This window comes from Bacillus sp. cl96 (assembly GCF_900100505.1).
GTDB lineage: Bacteria > Bacillota > Bacilli > Bacillales > Bacillaceae_G > Bacillus_A > Bacillus_A cereus.
Genome location: NZ_FNDM01000001.1, coordinates 755,928 through 770,441 on the forward strand (window position 1 = coordinate 755,928; position 14,514 = coordinate 770,441).

The window sequence follows — 14,514 nt, forward strand, 5'->3', positions numbered from 1 at the left end:
AATTAAAACTTCTCTGGATTTAATAATGCATACACTAAATACACTGTAATTGCTGCGACAATAACCGATAAGACAATCATCATGATTGCTTTCCTTCTTTCACAACTTTATCTGACCAACTTGCAAGACTTGCCATCGATGCAACTAATAAAATAAAAATCCCGACCATTACAACATCTAACATAACTATCCCCTCTTTTTTGTTAAAATTTACCATTTAAATATTAAAAAAGAACACTGAGCTCTACTCAGTGTTCAAAAAATGAACAACAAAAAGTAAACCTCCTCTCTAAACGCTTACGAGGTTAGCTGTCGGATTCGGGCCTAAAGAGTAGCCCTACTTTCAAAACTGAAAGATTCACCCCAAGTGACGATGCACAAAATTGGTTCCCCCGCTCCATTTCTGGAACTCAGCGATTTTAGGTTTTTTTGGAAATTTTATGAATGATTTATGAGAGTAAATATACTCCTCTATATTTCACTTGTAAAGGGGTAAATTACTGAAAATAATAATATTTACATTCATTTAAACGCTTACATTGAAGATTATTACTGTTATTTCATCTATTTTCTTTATTTCTCTTTTCTTTTCTTAAAAATGACCTTTTAAATATGAAATAAAAAGAGCGAATGACATGAAGTGCATAGCTTGTTGCACTCAGCATTCGCTCTTTTTTATTCAACCTTTATTCTCCTCGTAAAAATGCACGTAAATTTCTCCCACGAATATAAACTTGTGTCAATTCTGCATGTAGCTGCTCATACTCGGTAATATCCATCTCTAAATACAAAGCATCTTTTGATGGTAATATAATATATGGCCCTGGAAAAAGGGGATCAATCTGGACCAATTCTTGAACTCGCTCTACCGATACTGCCCAACGATTTGCTATATCTCCAAGTAATAGTACCTTCATCATTTCTTCCCCCGCCCTATTCAAAAAATAAAAAAGAAATATTATCACAATTTGTAAACACGACAAACTTAGCTCCAATGGTTTCATAGAGCCTCGCTGGATATCGTTTATTCCTTGTAACAACAATAATAGGTGCTTGAAAAGAAAAACGAATGTGTTCTGTGAAGAAACTAACGATTGGAAGCTCATCCCCTAGTAAAATGACCTTCTTAATACACTCACAAATACTAGTAAAATCCTGCTCCTTACTACAACTATAAGTCCAATCAAACCCACAATTCCTAACTTCAGCCGCTACCTCTTCATTTGCTGTAAAAATAACTAACTCATGTTGAAATGCAACTAGATCTCTTAAACTATTTACCTTACTTTCTTCTCCAACACAAATAAGTGTTAGTTCCATGTACCTCATCCTCCTTAGTATAAAAGAAATCAAACATAGATTGATATTCCCCTATACTAATCAGATCGATGAAGTGATGTATCCATCATGGCACCGTCCTCTCTCAAGACGCTTACGAAGTTAGCTGTCGGATTCGGGCTTTGAGAGTAGCCCTACTTTCAAATTTGAAAGATTCACCCCTAGTGACACTGCACAAATTGGTTCCTCCGCTCCATATAATTGGACTCAGCGTTTACAAAAAAATATATTCTGGCTGATATATTACTCCTGTATTTTGAAAAAGTAAACAGAAAAAAAGCCAGTTATAAAACTGGCTTTTCACTTATCTATACACGCGTTCTATTCACTTTATACGCAAAATGATTCGTTGGTCCATGACCACTACCAATATTCAATGGCTCTTCAATTGCTATACTAATAAATCGTTTTGCTTCTTGAACAGCATCTTCAATTGAGTATCCTTTCGCAAGTCCTGCTGTAACCGCTGAAGCAAATGTGCACCCACTTCCGTGCGTTTGCTTTGAAGGAATTCGCTCGCTTCTAAACTCAATAAATTCTTCTCCATCAAAGAGGAAATCAATTACTTCATTACCTTGATATTCTGCATGTCCGCCCTTCATAAGCACATATTTAGCACCTAATTTGTGCAATACTTTTGCAGCTTCCTTACTATCTTCAACATTATGAATCTCCACCCCAGTTAACACTTCTGCTTCTGGAACATTCGGTGTTATAACGGTTGCTACTGGTAATAAATATTCTTTTAATGCATGAACTGCTTCTTGCTGTAATAATGATGCACCGCCTTTTGCGATCATAACGGGATCTAGCACAATATTATTCCAGCCAAATTTTTTAATTTGTTCTGCAACAATTTGAATTATTTCACTACTAAATAACATTCCTAGTTTCACTGCATCTGGTGTTAAATCCGTACCAATTGAATTCAGCTGTTCTGTAATACCTTCTAACGGAACAGGATATACCCCTTGAACGCCAAGCGTGTTTTGAGCAGTAATTGCCGTAATAGCCGTCATTCCGTATACACCAAGCTCTTGGAATGTTTTTAAATCTGCCTGAATTCCAGCACCGCCGCCGCTATCAGACCCTGCAATTGTTAAAGCTTTATTCACTTTCATCCCACTCATCCTTTTCTATCCAAAATAGCGATGATAAATTGTTTTTGCTTCGCTTATATCTTTCGTTCCATGTACGAGCACACGGCCATCTTTAAAGGCTACTAACCTCTTGTCTTCAACAGAAAATGATAGTAAATATGGATTTATATTTAAATCATTTACACGACCTTCCAACAACTCTTTATATTGTTCAAAATTCATTTCATCTTTATGAGGTGGTCTAATTTGAACTGTATTTCGCCCGCATAAAACTGCTGTTTTTGATGTGTTTTCTTTATTTAAATACGGATATAATGCATTCTCTCCGCATGAAGGACAATTATGCTGGCGAAGTTTTTGCACATTCATACATGAATACTCATTCTTCCACATATCAAACGATACAAGCCCATCTCGAAGTGATTCGTAATCTTCTACTAACAGTTTAAGAGCTTCTGTTACTTGATGAGAAACGACAAGAGATACAGCAGGTGATATAATACCCGCTGTATCACATGTTGCCCCGCCAAGCGGAATCGACTGTAATAAACATGATAAACATGGTGTTTTACTAGGAAGGATTGTGTAAGAAAGACCGTAACTACCTACACATGCACCGTAAATCCATGGAATAGAATATTTTTGTGATATATCATTTACAATAAAGCGCGTTTCGAAATTATCAGTCGCATCAATAATTACATCAACATTTATAACAAGTTCTTCTAGCTCTTCAGCTGTTACATCTTGAACGAGAGCTTCTATTGTTACATCACTATTAATCTCTTCTAAACGTTTTTTAGCCGCTATAGCTTTTGGAAGATTATTCTTTACGTCGCTCTCTGCATACAATTGTTGTCTTTGTAAATTACTCCAATCTACATAATCACGGTCAACAATTGTTATCTTGCCAACACCTGCTCTTACAAACATCTCTGCATTTGCACTACCTAATGCACCTGCACCGATAATAAGCACATGCTTTTCTCTTATCTTTTGCTGTCCTTCTTCTCCAATTGGAGAAAATAGTTCTTGGCGAGAATATCGATTATTCAACTACGCTCATTCCTTCTAAAGGACTACTTGCAGTTGCACAACGCTTACGTGCAATGCGACCTGCTTCAAATCCTAAACGGCCTGCTTCAATACTTAATTTCATTGCTTGTGCCATTTTAATAGGATCTTTTGCTCCTGATACAGCTGTATTTAATAACACGCCATCTGCTCCTAATTCCATTGCAAATGCCGCATCAGCTGGGCTACCAATACCGGCATCAACGATAACTGGTACTGTCGCTTGTTCAATAATGAAGCTCAAATTTAATGGATTTACAATACCAAGTCCTGATCCGATTGGAGATGCTCCTGGCATAATCGCATGCACGCCAAGCTCTTGTAATTTACGTGCTAATACAACATCATCAGATGTATACGGAAGTACGATAAATCCTTCTTCCAGTAACATTTCAGATGCCTTTAATGTTTCTACCGGATCAGGTAATAACGTTCTATCATCACCAATAACTTCTACCTTTATCATGTCACAAAGCCCAGAAGCTTTTGCTAATTTTGCAATACGAACAGCCTCTTCAGCGTTTTTTGCTCCTGCTGTATTTGGTAATAACGTATATTTTTTCACATCAAGTTTCTCTAATAAATTAGGTTGCTTTGCATCAAAGATATCCATACGACGTACTGCAAACGTTAAAATTTCAGCTTCAGAAACGTCAATTGCCTTTTGCTGTACGTCAAAATCAGGGAATTTACCTGTTCCTAATAAAAGTCTAGAATGAAATGAAAATGGTCCAATGTTTAACATAATCAACCGCCTCCTACGAAAGTTACAATCTCAATTTGGTCTCCATCAAAAACAGATGTATCTGTATGATCATCTTTTTGTAAAATATCTTTATTACGCTCTACTACAACAATTCTGTTATCTAGCTCTAAATGTGTAAGTAGCTCAGCTACTGTTTTTACACTCGCTGGCACTTCAATTTGGTTACCATTAATTTTTAAATTCAAACTTCCATCCCCTTTCTAAACTCTTCTAGAAAGCAATGAATCTAGCAAATGATTCTCTTGCTTTCCTTCTATTAAATCAGCCATATATTGGCCAGAAATAGGACTTAATAAAATACCGTTTCGATAATGGCCCGTGCAAGCATATAAACCTTTTATTTCTTCATGCTCTCCCATATAAGGAGCTTCATGATTCGATTGTGGTCTTAATCCTGCCCACGTGCTTTCCCATTCTGCTTCTTTTAAAGCTGGCAATATTGTATAAGCACGCTCTAATATAGAAGTTATACTTTCTGGCTGCACAGTTTTATTGAACGTATGTGGCTTCATTGTTGCCCCAATTACGTAACGTCCACCGCGCTTTGGAGTAATGTAAAATCTTTCTTGAAAAATAGGTGCTTTTAAAAGTTGTTTTCTACTTCTTACCGCAACCACTTCTCCTTTAACTGGATATGTACCCCAATCGCGGTGAAAATAACTGAGTAACTTCGTGCTCCATGAACCTCCTGCAATAACGACTTTCTCACATGTGACAATACCTTCACTTGTAATAACTCCAGTCACTTTATTATTTTCAATACGGATATCAAATACTTCTGTCTGTTCATATATATCAGCACCGGAAATCGCTGCAGAATGTGCGAATGCTTTCGTAAGCTCTGGTGCAATAACATGACCGTCTTTCGGATAATATACTGCTCCTATAATAGATTCGGATAGATATGGCTCTTTTTCCCGCACATGGTCTCCCGTTAGAAAATAAGAATCTTCACCTGTTTTCTGCTGCCAATCCATAATGTGAAGAATTCTTTCCTTCTCATCTTCATTTTGAGCAATACGATAAATTCCTTTTTCTTCATATCCAATATCAACACCCGTCTTTTCACGTAAAACTGCTGCAAGTTGTGGAAATATAGCTCGGCTTTCTCTAGCAAGTTCAAATAGCGGATTATACGCATCCCATTCTGCCTGAACACCAAGTAAACCAGCAGCTGCTTTTGAAGCTTCCGATGCAATACTTTGCTTCTCCACAATCGCTACTTTATGTCCTCTTTCTGCTAGAAAATGTGCAACTGAACTACCAATTACACCACCACCAATAATCGCTACATCATACTTCTCACACATGTTTTTCCGCCCACTTTCTTATTGATTCCTTATAAGATTTCGCTTTGCTATACGGGTTACTACTACTTACAATTCCAGACATAACTGCTATACCGCTTACACCGTTAGTAAGAACATCCACTGTGTTTTCTGGGGTAATTCCTCCAATTGCTGTAATCGGTATAGATAAACACCTTGCAATGTCTGAAATTTCTTCAAGCCCTCTCGCTGGCACACCTTTTTTACAATCTGTCGGAAATACATGGCCATAAACGAGTGAATCCGCTCCATTTTTAAAAGCTACTATTGCTTCATCTAGCGAATGCACAGAATAACCGACATGCAAATACGAAAACTTTTCTTTCACTGACTTTACATCTGTACTTCGATATCCTAGTTGAACACGAGGAATATTTAATAAAATTGCAATATCAATTCGATCGTTTATGACAATTTTAGAAGCTGGAAAGCCCTCCATTAATAGACTTTCCACACCTTCATATAATTCCTTCGTACTCTTCTCACGCTCACGAATATGCAAATAATCAATCTCACTCTCAATTTGCATCGCTACATTCACTAACTCTTCGAATGGCATATGGCCATTTGAGATTACATGGAGCTCATTTTTCATATTCATTCGCCTACTTTAAAATATTTTCGAATAATTCATCGGCTGGGACGGTTTCTTTCGTCATTCCTTTGTCCTTCAGCCACTTATTTTGTTTCTCCCAAGATTCTTTTGAATCTGATAAGAATGGCTCATCTTTCGTTTCCATCTTCTCTAATAAAATTTTCATACTTTCCTTTTCAACTTCTGGCACAAGTGGGAAGTTTTCTTTTTCTTGATGATTTAATAAAATATTCAATGCTTCATCTGGGTTTTTCTTCATGAAATCATAGCCTTTTTTCGTACCACGTAAGAAAGCTTGCAACGCCTCTTTATCTTTTTTCAACGTTTTATCACCTGTTACAAACACAAGCTCATGATAGTTTGGTACTCCGTAATCAGCTGGATTAAAGTACGCTGGTTCATGGCCTTCATGACGCATAACAGGTACTTCATGGTTAATGTATGCCCCTGTTACCGCATCTACTTTCTTCGTAATTAATGCTGGTACTAAATCAAAGCCAACATCTACTACTTTCACTGTATCAGGATTACCACCAGCTTCTTTTACCATCGTTTTTAAATACATCTCACTTAATGGTGTTCCAGAGTATCCTACTGTTTTTCCTTCTAAATCTTTCGGTGATTGAATGCCCGCTGATTTCAGTGATACAACATGATTTAATGGTGAACGTACGACAGCCCCAATTGATTTCACTGGAATTTGCTCATTCGCTCTCGCCATAACAACATCTGGCTGATAATACAAGCCAACTGTCACCTTCCCTGCTGCTGCTAGCGTTAATGGATCAGTCGGATTAGAAGGGAATTTAATATTTACCTTTACACCTTCTTCTTTAAAGTATCCTTTTTCAATTGCTGCATAGATAAAGCTATGTACCGCATTTGGATACCAATCTAACATGACTGTTATTTCTTTCTCTTTTTTACTTTTATCTGATGCTGAATTACTCGAACATCCTGCAATTAGTGCAATTAATAATGTAAACACAAAGATGCGCTTTAAAAATTTCATGAATGCTTCCTCCAACTAATGAATTTCTTTTCTAATATGGAAATAATTACGACGAAGAAAATAGCTAATAATGATAACAATACAATAGGTGCAAATACGCCAGCTCCATCTAACTGCGTCATCATTCTCTTACTGAAATATCCAAGCCCAGCTTGTGCACCGAGCCATTCTCCAATTGCTGCTCCGATAACACTAAGCGGAACTGCAATTTTTAAAGCTGAGAAAAAATAAGGAAGAGCAGACGGCAACTTTAATTTAAGAAAAATATCTCTTTTTGTTGCTCCATATGTAACTAAGAGCTCCTCCCATTCTTTTTTCGTACTACGCAGTCCATCATACGTATTGACCGCAATTGGGAAAAACGTAATTAAAACTGTGACAACAACCTTACTCCAAATTGTATATCCAAACCATAAAACAAATAGCGGAGCAAGCGCAGTAATTGGAATCGTTTGTGAAGCAACTAATAATGGATAAAATGCTCTTTCCATCCATGTACTCGCATTCATTAACATCGCTAGCCCTACACCTAATACGATAGAGATAACAACACCTATTAAAACGACGTATAACGTTGCAGGTAAATGAACTGTAAATAATATGTCTTTTAGTTTCCATATCTTCATTACAATCGCAGACGGTGACGGTAAAATGTACATCTCATCTACAATTCTTGCTCCTATTTCCCACACAGCTAGTAAAATACTAGAAAGTGTAATAGCAGGAACTAATTCTTTCAATCGGTTCATCACACAAGTACCTGCCTTTGTAACATACTAAGAAGCTCATCTTTCAGCGCTAATACTTCCGGTTTATATAAATCTTTTCGTGTTCTGTTATGATCAAGCGGTACAGTCCGCTCAGTCAAAGTCGTTATCGGCTGCTGTTCCACTACTAAAACTCTGTTTGAAAGAAATAACGCTTCTTCAACATCATGAGTAATGAATAAAATTGTTTTTTCCCACTCTTGCCATTGTTCAAACAACCATTCTTGCAAAGAGGTCTTCGTTAAAGCATCCAACGCACTAAATGGTTCATCTAACAGCAATATCTCCCCGCCTGTTAATAAAGTTCGAATAAAAGATACACGTTGTCTCATCCCACCAGATAAATCTTTCGGATATTTTTGCTCATACCCTTGCAAACCAAATTTATGTAACAGTTCCTTTGCCTTTACTTCTGCTTCTTTCTTCTGTACACCTTGGCACTCTAGCGGCAGGGCAGCATTCTCAATAATTGTTCTCCACGGCAAAAGCATATCTTTTTGCGGCATATATCCTACAGGATGGTTCTTTGTTTCTGTCAGTTCTATCTGTCCAGTACTTACCTTTTCTAGACCTGTAATAAGGCGAAATAAAGTACTTTTTCCACATCCACTCGGTCCGATAATACTGACAAACTCTTTCTCATATATAGAAGCATTTAATTCATGGATGATTGGTTTCTCATCGTAATGAAAAGAAACATTATGAAACTGTAGTATGTTCTTGCTCCTCAAATCCCCACATCTCCTTACGATAGGACATATCCCAGAATAAATATTCAAATCGACTGGAATATAAGAAGATCTCCTCTAATCTTTCTAGTTCTTTCTTAGACTTTCCAACTGCCATTTCATTTAATAAATCTATTAACCAAATACAAAGATTACCGTATTCTTCCGAACTATATCCTTGAATCCACTCACCAAAAAACTCATGATCTCTTGCTCCAGGAATATCATTTAAACGCTTTCCAATTTCCCAATAGCTCCACATACATGGAAGAAGCGCTGCTATTAATTCCGCAAGTGTGCCATTTTGAGATACAGACATCATGTAATTTGTATAAGCTAAATTTTTAGCAGATGGTTTCGCAGACTCTATCTCCTCTATAGAAATTCCAAGTCTTTTTGCATATTGTTTATGGATTGTCATTTCGCCATTTAATATTCCATCAATTTGTTCAGCGAACTTTCCCATTACTTGTGGATTCGTTGCTTTTACAACACCAATCGCATATAACTTTGCATAATCTAGCAGATATAAATAATCTTGAATAATATAATACTGGAATTTATCTTTTTCTAACGTGCCATCTCCCATACCCACTACAAACGGATGATTATGACTCATCTCCCAAACCGGTTGCACAGTTTCTAATAATCTATCGCAAAATTTCATTTCTCTATCCCCTTTCAATATATGTATCTAAATAAAAAACCACTTCTATATATAAGAAGTGGTTACAGCAAATAAAGTTATACATTTATTCGATGTTCCACTTCCCTTCGCTAGTATTACCTAGATCAGGTGTTGTAAGGGTTAAGGATTATTCCTCTCTCAGCAAGTCAAGCACCCCTAGTGGTTTCAATATGAAATTTTCAAATAAAAAAGCCCCGTTTCTATACGCAAAGAAACGGGGACTCATTGTTAGTGTCCGAATTGCTTCCCTACGCTAGCATAATCTAGATCAGGTAATAAAAAGGATCAAAGGCTTACGGCCTACTCTCAGCTGGCAACACCAGCTCTCCTAGCAAACTATAAAATTATCACTGTCAGTATAACACCCTAATAAGACATCATCAACTTTTTTAATTTTCTTAATTGTCAACATAATATCAAAATTATACAATACATACATTCTATTTTAGAAAATAAAACCCCAATTAATTGTATAAAAAGGAATCATTATCCTCAAAAAATTTATTTTTATATTGATTTCATATTACATTTATGTGAATACCCCCACTATATTATATCTTTATACTATAATAAAATTACAACTATACAACTAGAGGAGGTCTCTATTCCATGAATATGAAAGCTACTGCTTTAACAGCAACTACTGTAGCGATTGCTTCTTTACTTCCTTCTATGGGTGAAACAAATGTACAAAAAGCAAACGCTGAACAATTATCTAATATTAAAACTGGGTATGTCAAAGTCGATCAAGTAGCATTACATACAGAAGATAACGTAAAAAGCACATCAATTGATACAATTCGCTTTAATACAAAAGTGAACATCATTGAAACAACTAATGGTTGGTATAAAGTGTCTGTTCATAATAAAGTAGGTTATGTACAAAAAGATGCTATTTTACTAAAAAACAAACTTCAATCTAATGATCAATACATCGTTAATGCTAATGCATTAAACGTTCGCTCTGAACCTAATTTAGAATCTTCCATTTTAGATGTATTACCAAATGGTAAGTTTATTACCGTTCAAGAAGATCAAGGCGAATGGTATAAAATATCACATAATGGCCAAACAGGTTACGTACAAAAAGCATTCATCTCTAATGGTTCACAACCCTTAGTAAAAGGAATCACCGTTCAAAATAATACAAAATATACTGTTGCAACACCTAATCTAAATGTACGTAGCACAGCTAGTACAAGTAGCGCTCTACTCGGTTCATTACAAAACGGTACTCAAGTACAAGTAGTAGAAACTGTAGGTACTTGGTATAAAATTCGTTTTGGCACAGGATACGGATATGTAGCAAAACACTATGTAGTACAAAATCAACCACAAGCTAAAACAGATCAGCCTTCATCAATTCCAGCTGCTTTCAAATTCCCCGCTCAAGGAAGAATTAGCTCAACCTTTGATATACGCTGGGAACAAATGCATTATGGTATAGATATTGCCGCTCCAGGAAACGTCTCTATCCAAGCTGCTGCTGCAGGTAAAGTTGTGAAATCTTATTATTCAGCTAGCTATGGCAATGTTGTTTTCATTGCGCATCAAATCAATGGGAAATTATATACAACTGTTTATGCTCATATGAAGGATCGCACTGTACAAGCTGGTGATCAAGTACAAACTGGACAATTAATAGGTCATATGGGAAACACAGGTCATTCATACGGGCAACATCTTCATTTTGAATTACATAATGGAGAATGGAATTTTGAAAAAACAAATGCAGTAAATCCACTGCCATATTTAGTTAGGTAAATTGTATGCCACGCAATATACCTCTTATAATTGAATACGTAGCCTTTTTAGGTTTAATCTGTTGTTTAATCATTTACAATACAAACATTGTATTTTTATCTATTATTATTGCTTTTGTTGCATTAGAAATTATGATGGAATCATTTCAAGTGCAACTAAAACAAAAAATTGCCCATATTTATAATGCTATTTTTCTTTTGAGTGCTCTCATAACAAATATAATTAGTAATGGCTTTTATTTATCTACTGTATTTCCAGTATTCTTTATGGCTGTTTTATTATTTGTAGCTAGATATATTAATGTCCCTTATAACCAAAAACAAAAACAAGAAGCTTAGAAAGAGGAGACACTGTGTACCAATCTTTCAAAGATGCTCCAATAAAATACATATTGCATTTGTATAAGAAAGCCAATACTTTTTTTGGTATACAAGGAAGTTATACTGCACAACTTCTCCTATATGGAATGTTGTTTCTTGTCTTAATCACTTTCTCCTTGTTTTACTAACAAAAAAGGATCTCACATAAACTGGAGATCCTTTTTAATTTATATTAATTTTTCATATCGAAAATATTGTTTATCCACAAGCATATTTTTCATAAATAAAGCTCAGATTATATTTTTTCTCTAAGCTCATTCGTTGTTCGTCATCGCACCAATAGAAAAGAATATCATGAATCGTTGCGTAACGCTTATTTTTAAGAAATAGCCTAAAAAATGATGGTAAACAATCATGTAATTGTATAAATATATAATTGCGTAGTGTTTCTTCTTTATATTCAATGCCCTTACAAATATACAGTAATTCTTCACAATAATATGCATGCTGTGGAACTTGTATCATTTCGAAAAATGGCACATAAGATAGTAGCTTTCCAATAAAATGACCATATCGATCCATTACTCCTATCGTCATATGCTCCATCATTTCTTTCATCACATATAAATAATCATCTACATGCGTTGTCTTTAATGGGTCTAAGCGATCGGAAATTTGAGATAATACAGCTCTTTGACATGCTAAAACTGCCTGACTAGGTCCATAATATGATAGGAAATCTGTACACTTACGATATTTCCGTAATAAATCATGTGTATACAAATCATATACAAAAGTATTACAATACATTGCTAAACTCATCATATCACTATTTAATTGCTCTTTTGATAATGATTTCGCTCTCTTGCACATATAAAAGAATGTAAATTCCAATACTTCTTTATGAGATAATAAATGTTTACAATCGGTTATACACTTCTCATTAAATTTAACTCTATCCCAAATTTCAATATCCCTATCTGTCAATTCACCTATACGATATTTAATAATTAAATAATTTAAAGCAACTGATTGCGTCAAAAGATCCCATGTTTCATATTCCAATGAAGTATGAACAAACTCAGCTAATCCTTGCGCTATCATAAAATCATTTGCCTCTTCATACCAACCAATCTCTTGGCATAAGCGAAGAATACGCACTAAAGTTGGAATTTCATCTTTATGAAACTGCGGTAATTTCTTTGCTTTATTCATGCCATATACAATAAATGCCGCTAAATTTTCTTCTTTATAAAATTCTTTCTCTTTCCATACTAATATAGTTCGTTCTTTCCCCTCACCTTTTGGGTGACAAGGTACAAGCAAAGAAAATAATTCAGCGAAATTATTTGGTTCTATATATGTATCTGTAACCAAATTCCAATTTGGATCGCCCTGTACAGCCTTCATATAATTCCCCTTCCCTTTTCATCTATGTAGGAAATATTAATTTATTATCGCACCACTAAAAATTAATATTGTTATATTCAAAATCTCTCATAATACTTATATCTATCAGTATATCATCTTTTCTCTTATTAAAAATTAAGAATAACAAATTTTAAAAAAATGTCGAAATTATTAACCACATACTTATTATATAATGTCTCAGATACATCACGCTAACATATTAGTTTAATCCATATATACTAGAATAATGTATCTGAAATTTATATATAATTTAGCTCTTTATGAGTGACCATTAAACTCTCGGTTAATGAAAGTTTCAATTTACTCTGTACGCTCTGAGATTTCGCTCAAGGCAAATCCAGCTTGATCATCTGCTGATTCCCTTATAGCTAAATCTCCTAGTGCTAACATGCCAATAAGTTGACCACTATCAACTACTGGTAATCGTCTAATTTGATGCTGTGCCATTAGCTCTGTAGCTTTTTCAATAGAATCATTTGGAGAAACTGAGATAATATTTGTTGTCATTATATTTGTAATCTTATTAGATCCAGGATGTTTTTCAGCAATCCCTCGAACGACTAAATCACGATCAGTAACAAGCCCAACAACTTGCTCATTTTCAACAACAGGAATTAATCCAATCGATTCTTCCTTCATTTTTACAGCTGCCTCATATACATTGTCTAGCGGTGTACAATGTACAATATGGGTACTCATTAAGTCTCTCACTCGTGTCATTATGATTTCCTCCTTTTTATACATACCATAGCTTTTCCAAAATTCCTTTATTTATTTCTGGAAAGTAACGTAATAAAAAGGATTAACAAAATAAAAAAGAGCCAGCATAATGCTGACTCTTTTTTGTATGACCCGTACGGGATTCGAACCCGTGTTACCGCCGTGAAAGGGCGGTGTCTTAACCACTTGACCAACGGGCCATGGCTCCGCAGGTAGGACTCGAACCTACGACCGATCGGTTAACAGCCGATAGCTCTACCACTGAGCTACTGCGGAATAATATATGGTGGGCCTAAATGGACTCGAACCATCGACCTCACGCTTATCAGGCGTGCGCTCTAACCAGCTGAGCTATAGGCCCATATACTTTACAGGGGCAGTAGGAATCGAACCCACACTGGAGGTTTTGGAGACCTCAGTTCTACCTTTAAACTATGCCCCTAAATGATGCCGGCTAGAGGACTTGAACCCCCAACCTACTGATTACAAGTCAGTTGCTCTACCAATTGAGCTAAGCCGGCATAAAAAAATGGTGGCTCGGGACGGAATCGAACCGCCGACACGAGGATTTTCAGTCCTCTGCTCTACCGACTGAGCTACCGAGCCAACATAAATGGCGGTCCCGACCGGGGTCGAACCGGCGATCTCCTGCGTGACAGGCAGGCATGTTAACCACTACACCACGGGACCATTTGGTTGCGGGGACAGGATTTGAACCTGCGACCTTCGGGTTATGAGCCCGACGAGCTACCGTGCTGCTCCACCCCGCGACAATATAAAGTTTTAAAAATGGAGGAGGTAGAGGGATTCGAACCCCCGCGCGACTCTCGCCGCCTGTCGGTTTTCAAGACCGATCCCTTCAGCCGAACTTGGGTATACCTCC

At 36.2% G+C, this 14,514-nt stretch carries 19 protein-coding genes, 9 tRNA genes and 4 riboswitches; of the genes, 2 read left to right on the forward strand and 26 right to left on the reverse strand.

Annotated features, from left to right (window positions below):
• Positions 1 to 2: 2 nt before the first annotated feature.
• The 15 genes from kdpF to tenA all read right to left on the reverse strand — a co-directional run bounded on the left by kdpF (position 3) and on the right by tenA (position 9,375).
• On the reverse strand, positions 3 to 83 hold the full coding sequence (gene kdpF / locus BLT20_RS04175; protein ID WP_000973728.1) for a K(+)-transporting ATPase subunit F: 81 nt from the start codon (positions 81 to 83) through the stop codon (positions 3 to 5).
• Positions 80 to 184, reverse strand: a complete 105-nt coding sequence (locus BLT20_RS04180; RefSeq protein ID WP_000887894.1) for a SipW-dependent-type signal peptide-containing protein — start codon at positions 182 to 184, stop codon at positions 80 to 82. Before BLT20_RS04180 ends, kdpF begins: the two co-directional genes overlap by 4 nt.
• 96 nt (positions 185 to 280) lie before the next feature.
• A riboswitch (cyclic di-AMP (ydaO/yuaA leader) is annotated at positions 281 to 426 on the reverse strand.
• 134 nt (positions 427 to 560) lie between these two features.
• On the reverse strand, positions 561 to 683 hold the full coding sequence (locus tag BLT20_RS30930) for a hypothetical protein (RefSeq protein ID WP_001034421.1): 123 nt from the start codon (positions 681 to 683) through the stop codon (positions 561 to 563).
• 3 nt (positions 684 to 686) lie between these two features.
• Positions 687 to 920: a hypothetical protein gene (locus BLT20_RS04190; RefSeq protein ID WP_002025339.1), complete on the reverse strand. Its 234-nt coding sequence runs from the start codon at positions 918 to 920 to the stop codon at positions 687 to 689.
• A 13-nt stretch (positions 921 to 933) separates the two neighbouring features.
• Positions 934 to 1,320, reverse strand: a complete 387-nt coding sequence (locus tag BLT20_RS04195; protein ID WP_000424086.1) for a hypothetical protein — start codon at positions 1,318 to 1,320, stop codon at positions 934 to 936.
• A gap of 93 nt (positions 1,321 to 1,413) precedes the next feature.
• Positions 1,414 to 1,561, reverse strand: a riboswitch (cyclic di-AMP (ydaO/yuaA leader).
• Positions 1,562 to 1,646: 85 nt separating this feature from the next.
• Entirely contained in the window at positions 1,647 to 2,459 is an 813-nt protein-coding gene (gene thiD / locus BLT20_RS04200; RefSeq protein WP_048655918.1) for a bifunctional hydroxymethylpyrimidine kinase/phosphomethylpyrimidine kinase, read from the reverse strand.
• Positions 2,460 to 2,474: 15 nt separating this feature from the next.
• Complete coding sequence (gene thiF, locus BLT20_RS04205; RefSeq protein ID WP_001065417.1) at positions 2,475 to 3,494, reverse strand: thiazole biosynthesis adenylyltransferase ThiF; 1,020 nt, start codon at positions 3,492 to 3,494, stop codon at positions 2,475 to 2,477.
• Positions 3,487 to 4,257 carry a thiazole synthase gene (gene thiG, locus BLT20_RS04210; RefSeq protein WP_000931981.1) on the reverse strand — a complete coding sequence of 257 codons (771 nt, stop codon included), beginning with the start codon at positions 4,255 to 4,257 and terminating at the stop codon, positions 3,487 to 3,489. The genes thiF and thiG overlap by 8 nt, the downstream gene beginning before the upstream one ends.
• A 2-nt stretch (positions 4,258 to 4,259) precedes the next feature.
• Positions 4,260 to 4,463, reverse strand: a complete 204-nt coding sequence (gene thiS / locus BLT20_RS04215) for a sulfur carrier protein ThiS (protein ID WP_001049502.1) — start codon at positions 4,461 to 4,463, stop codon at positions 4,260 to 4,262.
• A gap of 15 nt (positions 4,464 to 4,478) precedes the next feature.
• Positions 4,479 to 5,588, reverse strand: a complete 1,110-nt coding sequence (thiO, locus tag BLT20_RS04220; protein WP_000333314.1) for a glycine oxidase ThiO — start codon at positions 5,586 to 5,588, stop codon at positions 4,479 to 4,481.
• Positions 5,581 to 6,201, reverse strand: a complete 621-nt coding sequence (tenI, locus tag BLT20_RS04225; RefSeq protein ID WP_000787170.1) for a thiazole tautomerase TenI — start codon at positions 6,199 to 6,201, stop codon at positions 5,581 to 5,583. Before tenI ends, thiO begins: the two co-directional genes overlap by 8 nt.
• Before the next feature lie 10 nt (positions 6,202 to 6,211).
• Complete coding sequence (locus BLT20_RS04230) at positions 6,212 to 7,213, reverse strand: ABC transporter substrate-binding protein (RefSeq protein ID WP_000670419.1); 1,002 nt, start codon at positions 7,211 to 7,213, stop codon at positions 6,212 to 6,214.
• Complete coding sequence (locus tag BLT20_RS04235) at positions 7,210 to 7,962, reverse strand: ABC transporter permease (protein WP_001080855.1); 753 nt, start codon at positions 7,960 to 7,962, stop codon at positions 7,210 to 7,212. Before BLT20_RS04235 ends, BLT20_RS04230 begins: the two co-directional genes overlap by 4 nt.
• On the reverse strand, positions 7,962 to 8,711 hold the full coding sequence (locus BLT20_RS04240) for an ABC transporter ATP-binding protein (RefSeq protein ID WP_001256799.1): 750 nt from the start codon (positions 8,709 to 8,711) through the stop codon (positions 7,962 to 7,964). The genes BLT20_RS04235 and BLT20_RS04240 overlap by 1 nt, the downstream gene beginning before the upstream one ends.
• Positions 8,680 to 9,375 (reverse strand): thiaminase II, encoded by a 696-nt coding sequence (gene tenA / locus BLT20_RS04245; protein ID WP_000666829.1) that lies wholly within the window; start codon positions 9,373 to 9,375, stop codon positions 8,680 to 8,682. Before tenA ends, BLT20_RS04240 begins: the two co-directional genes overlap by 32 nt.
• 85 nt (positions 9,376 to 9,460) lie before the next feature.
• Positions 9,461 to 9,564, reverse strand: a riboswitch (TPP riboswitch).
• A 60-nt stretch (positions 9,565 to 9,624) separates the two neighbouring features.
• Positions 9,625 to 9,736: riboswitch (TPP riboswitch) on the reverse strand.
• Positions 9,737 to 10,005: 269 nt separating this feature from the next.
• Between tenA and BLT20_RS04250 the strand changes: the two genes are divergently transcribed.
• Together BLT20_RS04250 and BLT20_RS04255 are read left to right on the forward strand one after the other, a co-directional pair.
• Entirely contained in the window at positions 10,006 to 11,160 is a 1,155-nt protein-coding gene (locus BLT20_RS04250; protein ID WP_001056030.1) for an SH3 domain-containing protein, read from the forward strand.
• A 5-nt stretch (positions 11,161 to 11,165) separates the two neighbouring features.
• Positions 11,166 to 11,498, forward strand: a complete 333-nt coding sequence (locus BLT20_RS04255; RefSeq protein WP_001137823.1) for a hypothetical protein — start codon at positions 11,166 to 11,168, stop codon at positions 11,496 to 11,498.
• Between the two features lie 240 nt (positions 11,499 to 11,738).
• Here BLT20_RS04255 and BLT20_RS04265 read toward each other — a convergent pair whose 3' ends face one another.
• From BLT20_RS04265 to BLT20_RS04315, 11 genes are all read right to left on the reverse strand, one after another.
• Positions 11,739 to 12,890 (reverse strand): DUF3965 domain-containing protein, encoded by a 1,152-nt coding sequence (locus BLT20_RS04265; RefSeq protein ID WP_000648912.1) that lies wholly within the window; start codon positions 12,888 to 12,890, stop codon positions 11,739 to 11,741.
• Positions 12,891 to 13,211: 321 nt separating this feature from the next.
• The gene (locus BLT20_RS04270) at positions 13,212 to 13,631 is read right to left on the reverse strand and encodes a CBS domain-containing protein (protein WP_000199005.1); all 420 of its coding nucleotides are present in this window, start codon (positions 13,629 to 13,631) and stop codon (positions 13,212 to 13,214) included.
• Positions 13,632 to 13,759: 128 nt separating this feature from the next.
• Positions 13,760 to 13,831 (reverse strand) — tRNA-Glu (locus BLT20_RS04275).
• Position 13,832: 1 nt separating this feature from the next.
• Positions 13,833 to 13,907: transfer RNA gene (locus BLT20_RS04280), tRNA-Asn, on the reverse strand.
• A gap of 8 nt (positions 13,908 to 13,915) precedes the next feature.
• Positions 13,916 to 13,992, reverse strand: a tRNA-Ile gene (locus tag BLT20_RS04285).
• 10 nt (positions 13,993 to 14,002) lie between these two features.
• A tRNA-Trp gene (locus BLT20_RS04290) sits at positions 14,003 to 14,073 on the reverse strand.
• Positions 14,074 to 14,079: 6 nt separating this feature from the next.
• Positions 14,080 to 14,152, reverse strand: a tRNA-Thr gene (locus tag BLT20_RS04295).
• A 9-nt stretch (positions 14,153 to 14,161) separates the two neighbouring features.
• Positions 14,162 to 14,237 (reverse strand) — tRNA-Phe (locus BLT20_RS04300).
• Positions 14,238 to 14,245: 8 nt separating this feature from the next.
• Positions 14,246 to 14,321 (reverse strand) — tRNA-Asp (locus tag BLT20_RS04305).
• Positions 14,322 to 14,324: 3 nt separating this feature from the next.
• Positions 14,325 to 14,401 (reverse strand) — tRNA-Met (locus BLT20_RS04310).
• A gap of 20 nt (positions 14,402 to 14,421) precedes the next feature.
• Positions 14,422 to 14,514: transfer RNA gene (locus BLT20_RS04315), tRNA-Ser, on the reverse strand.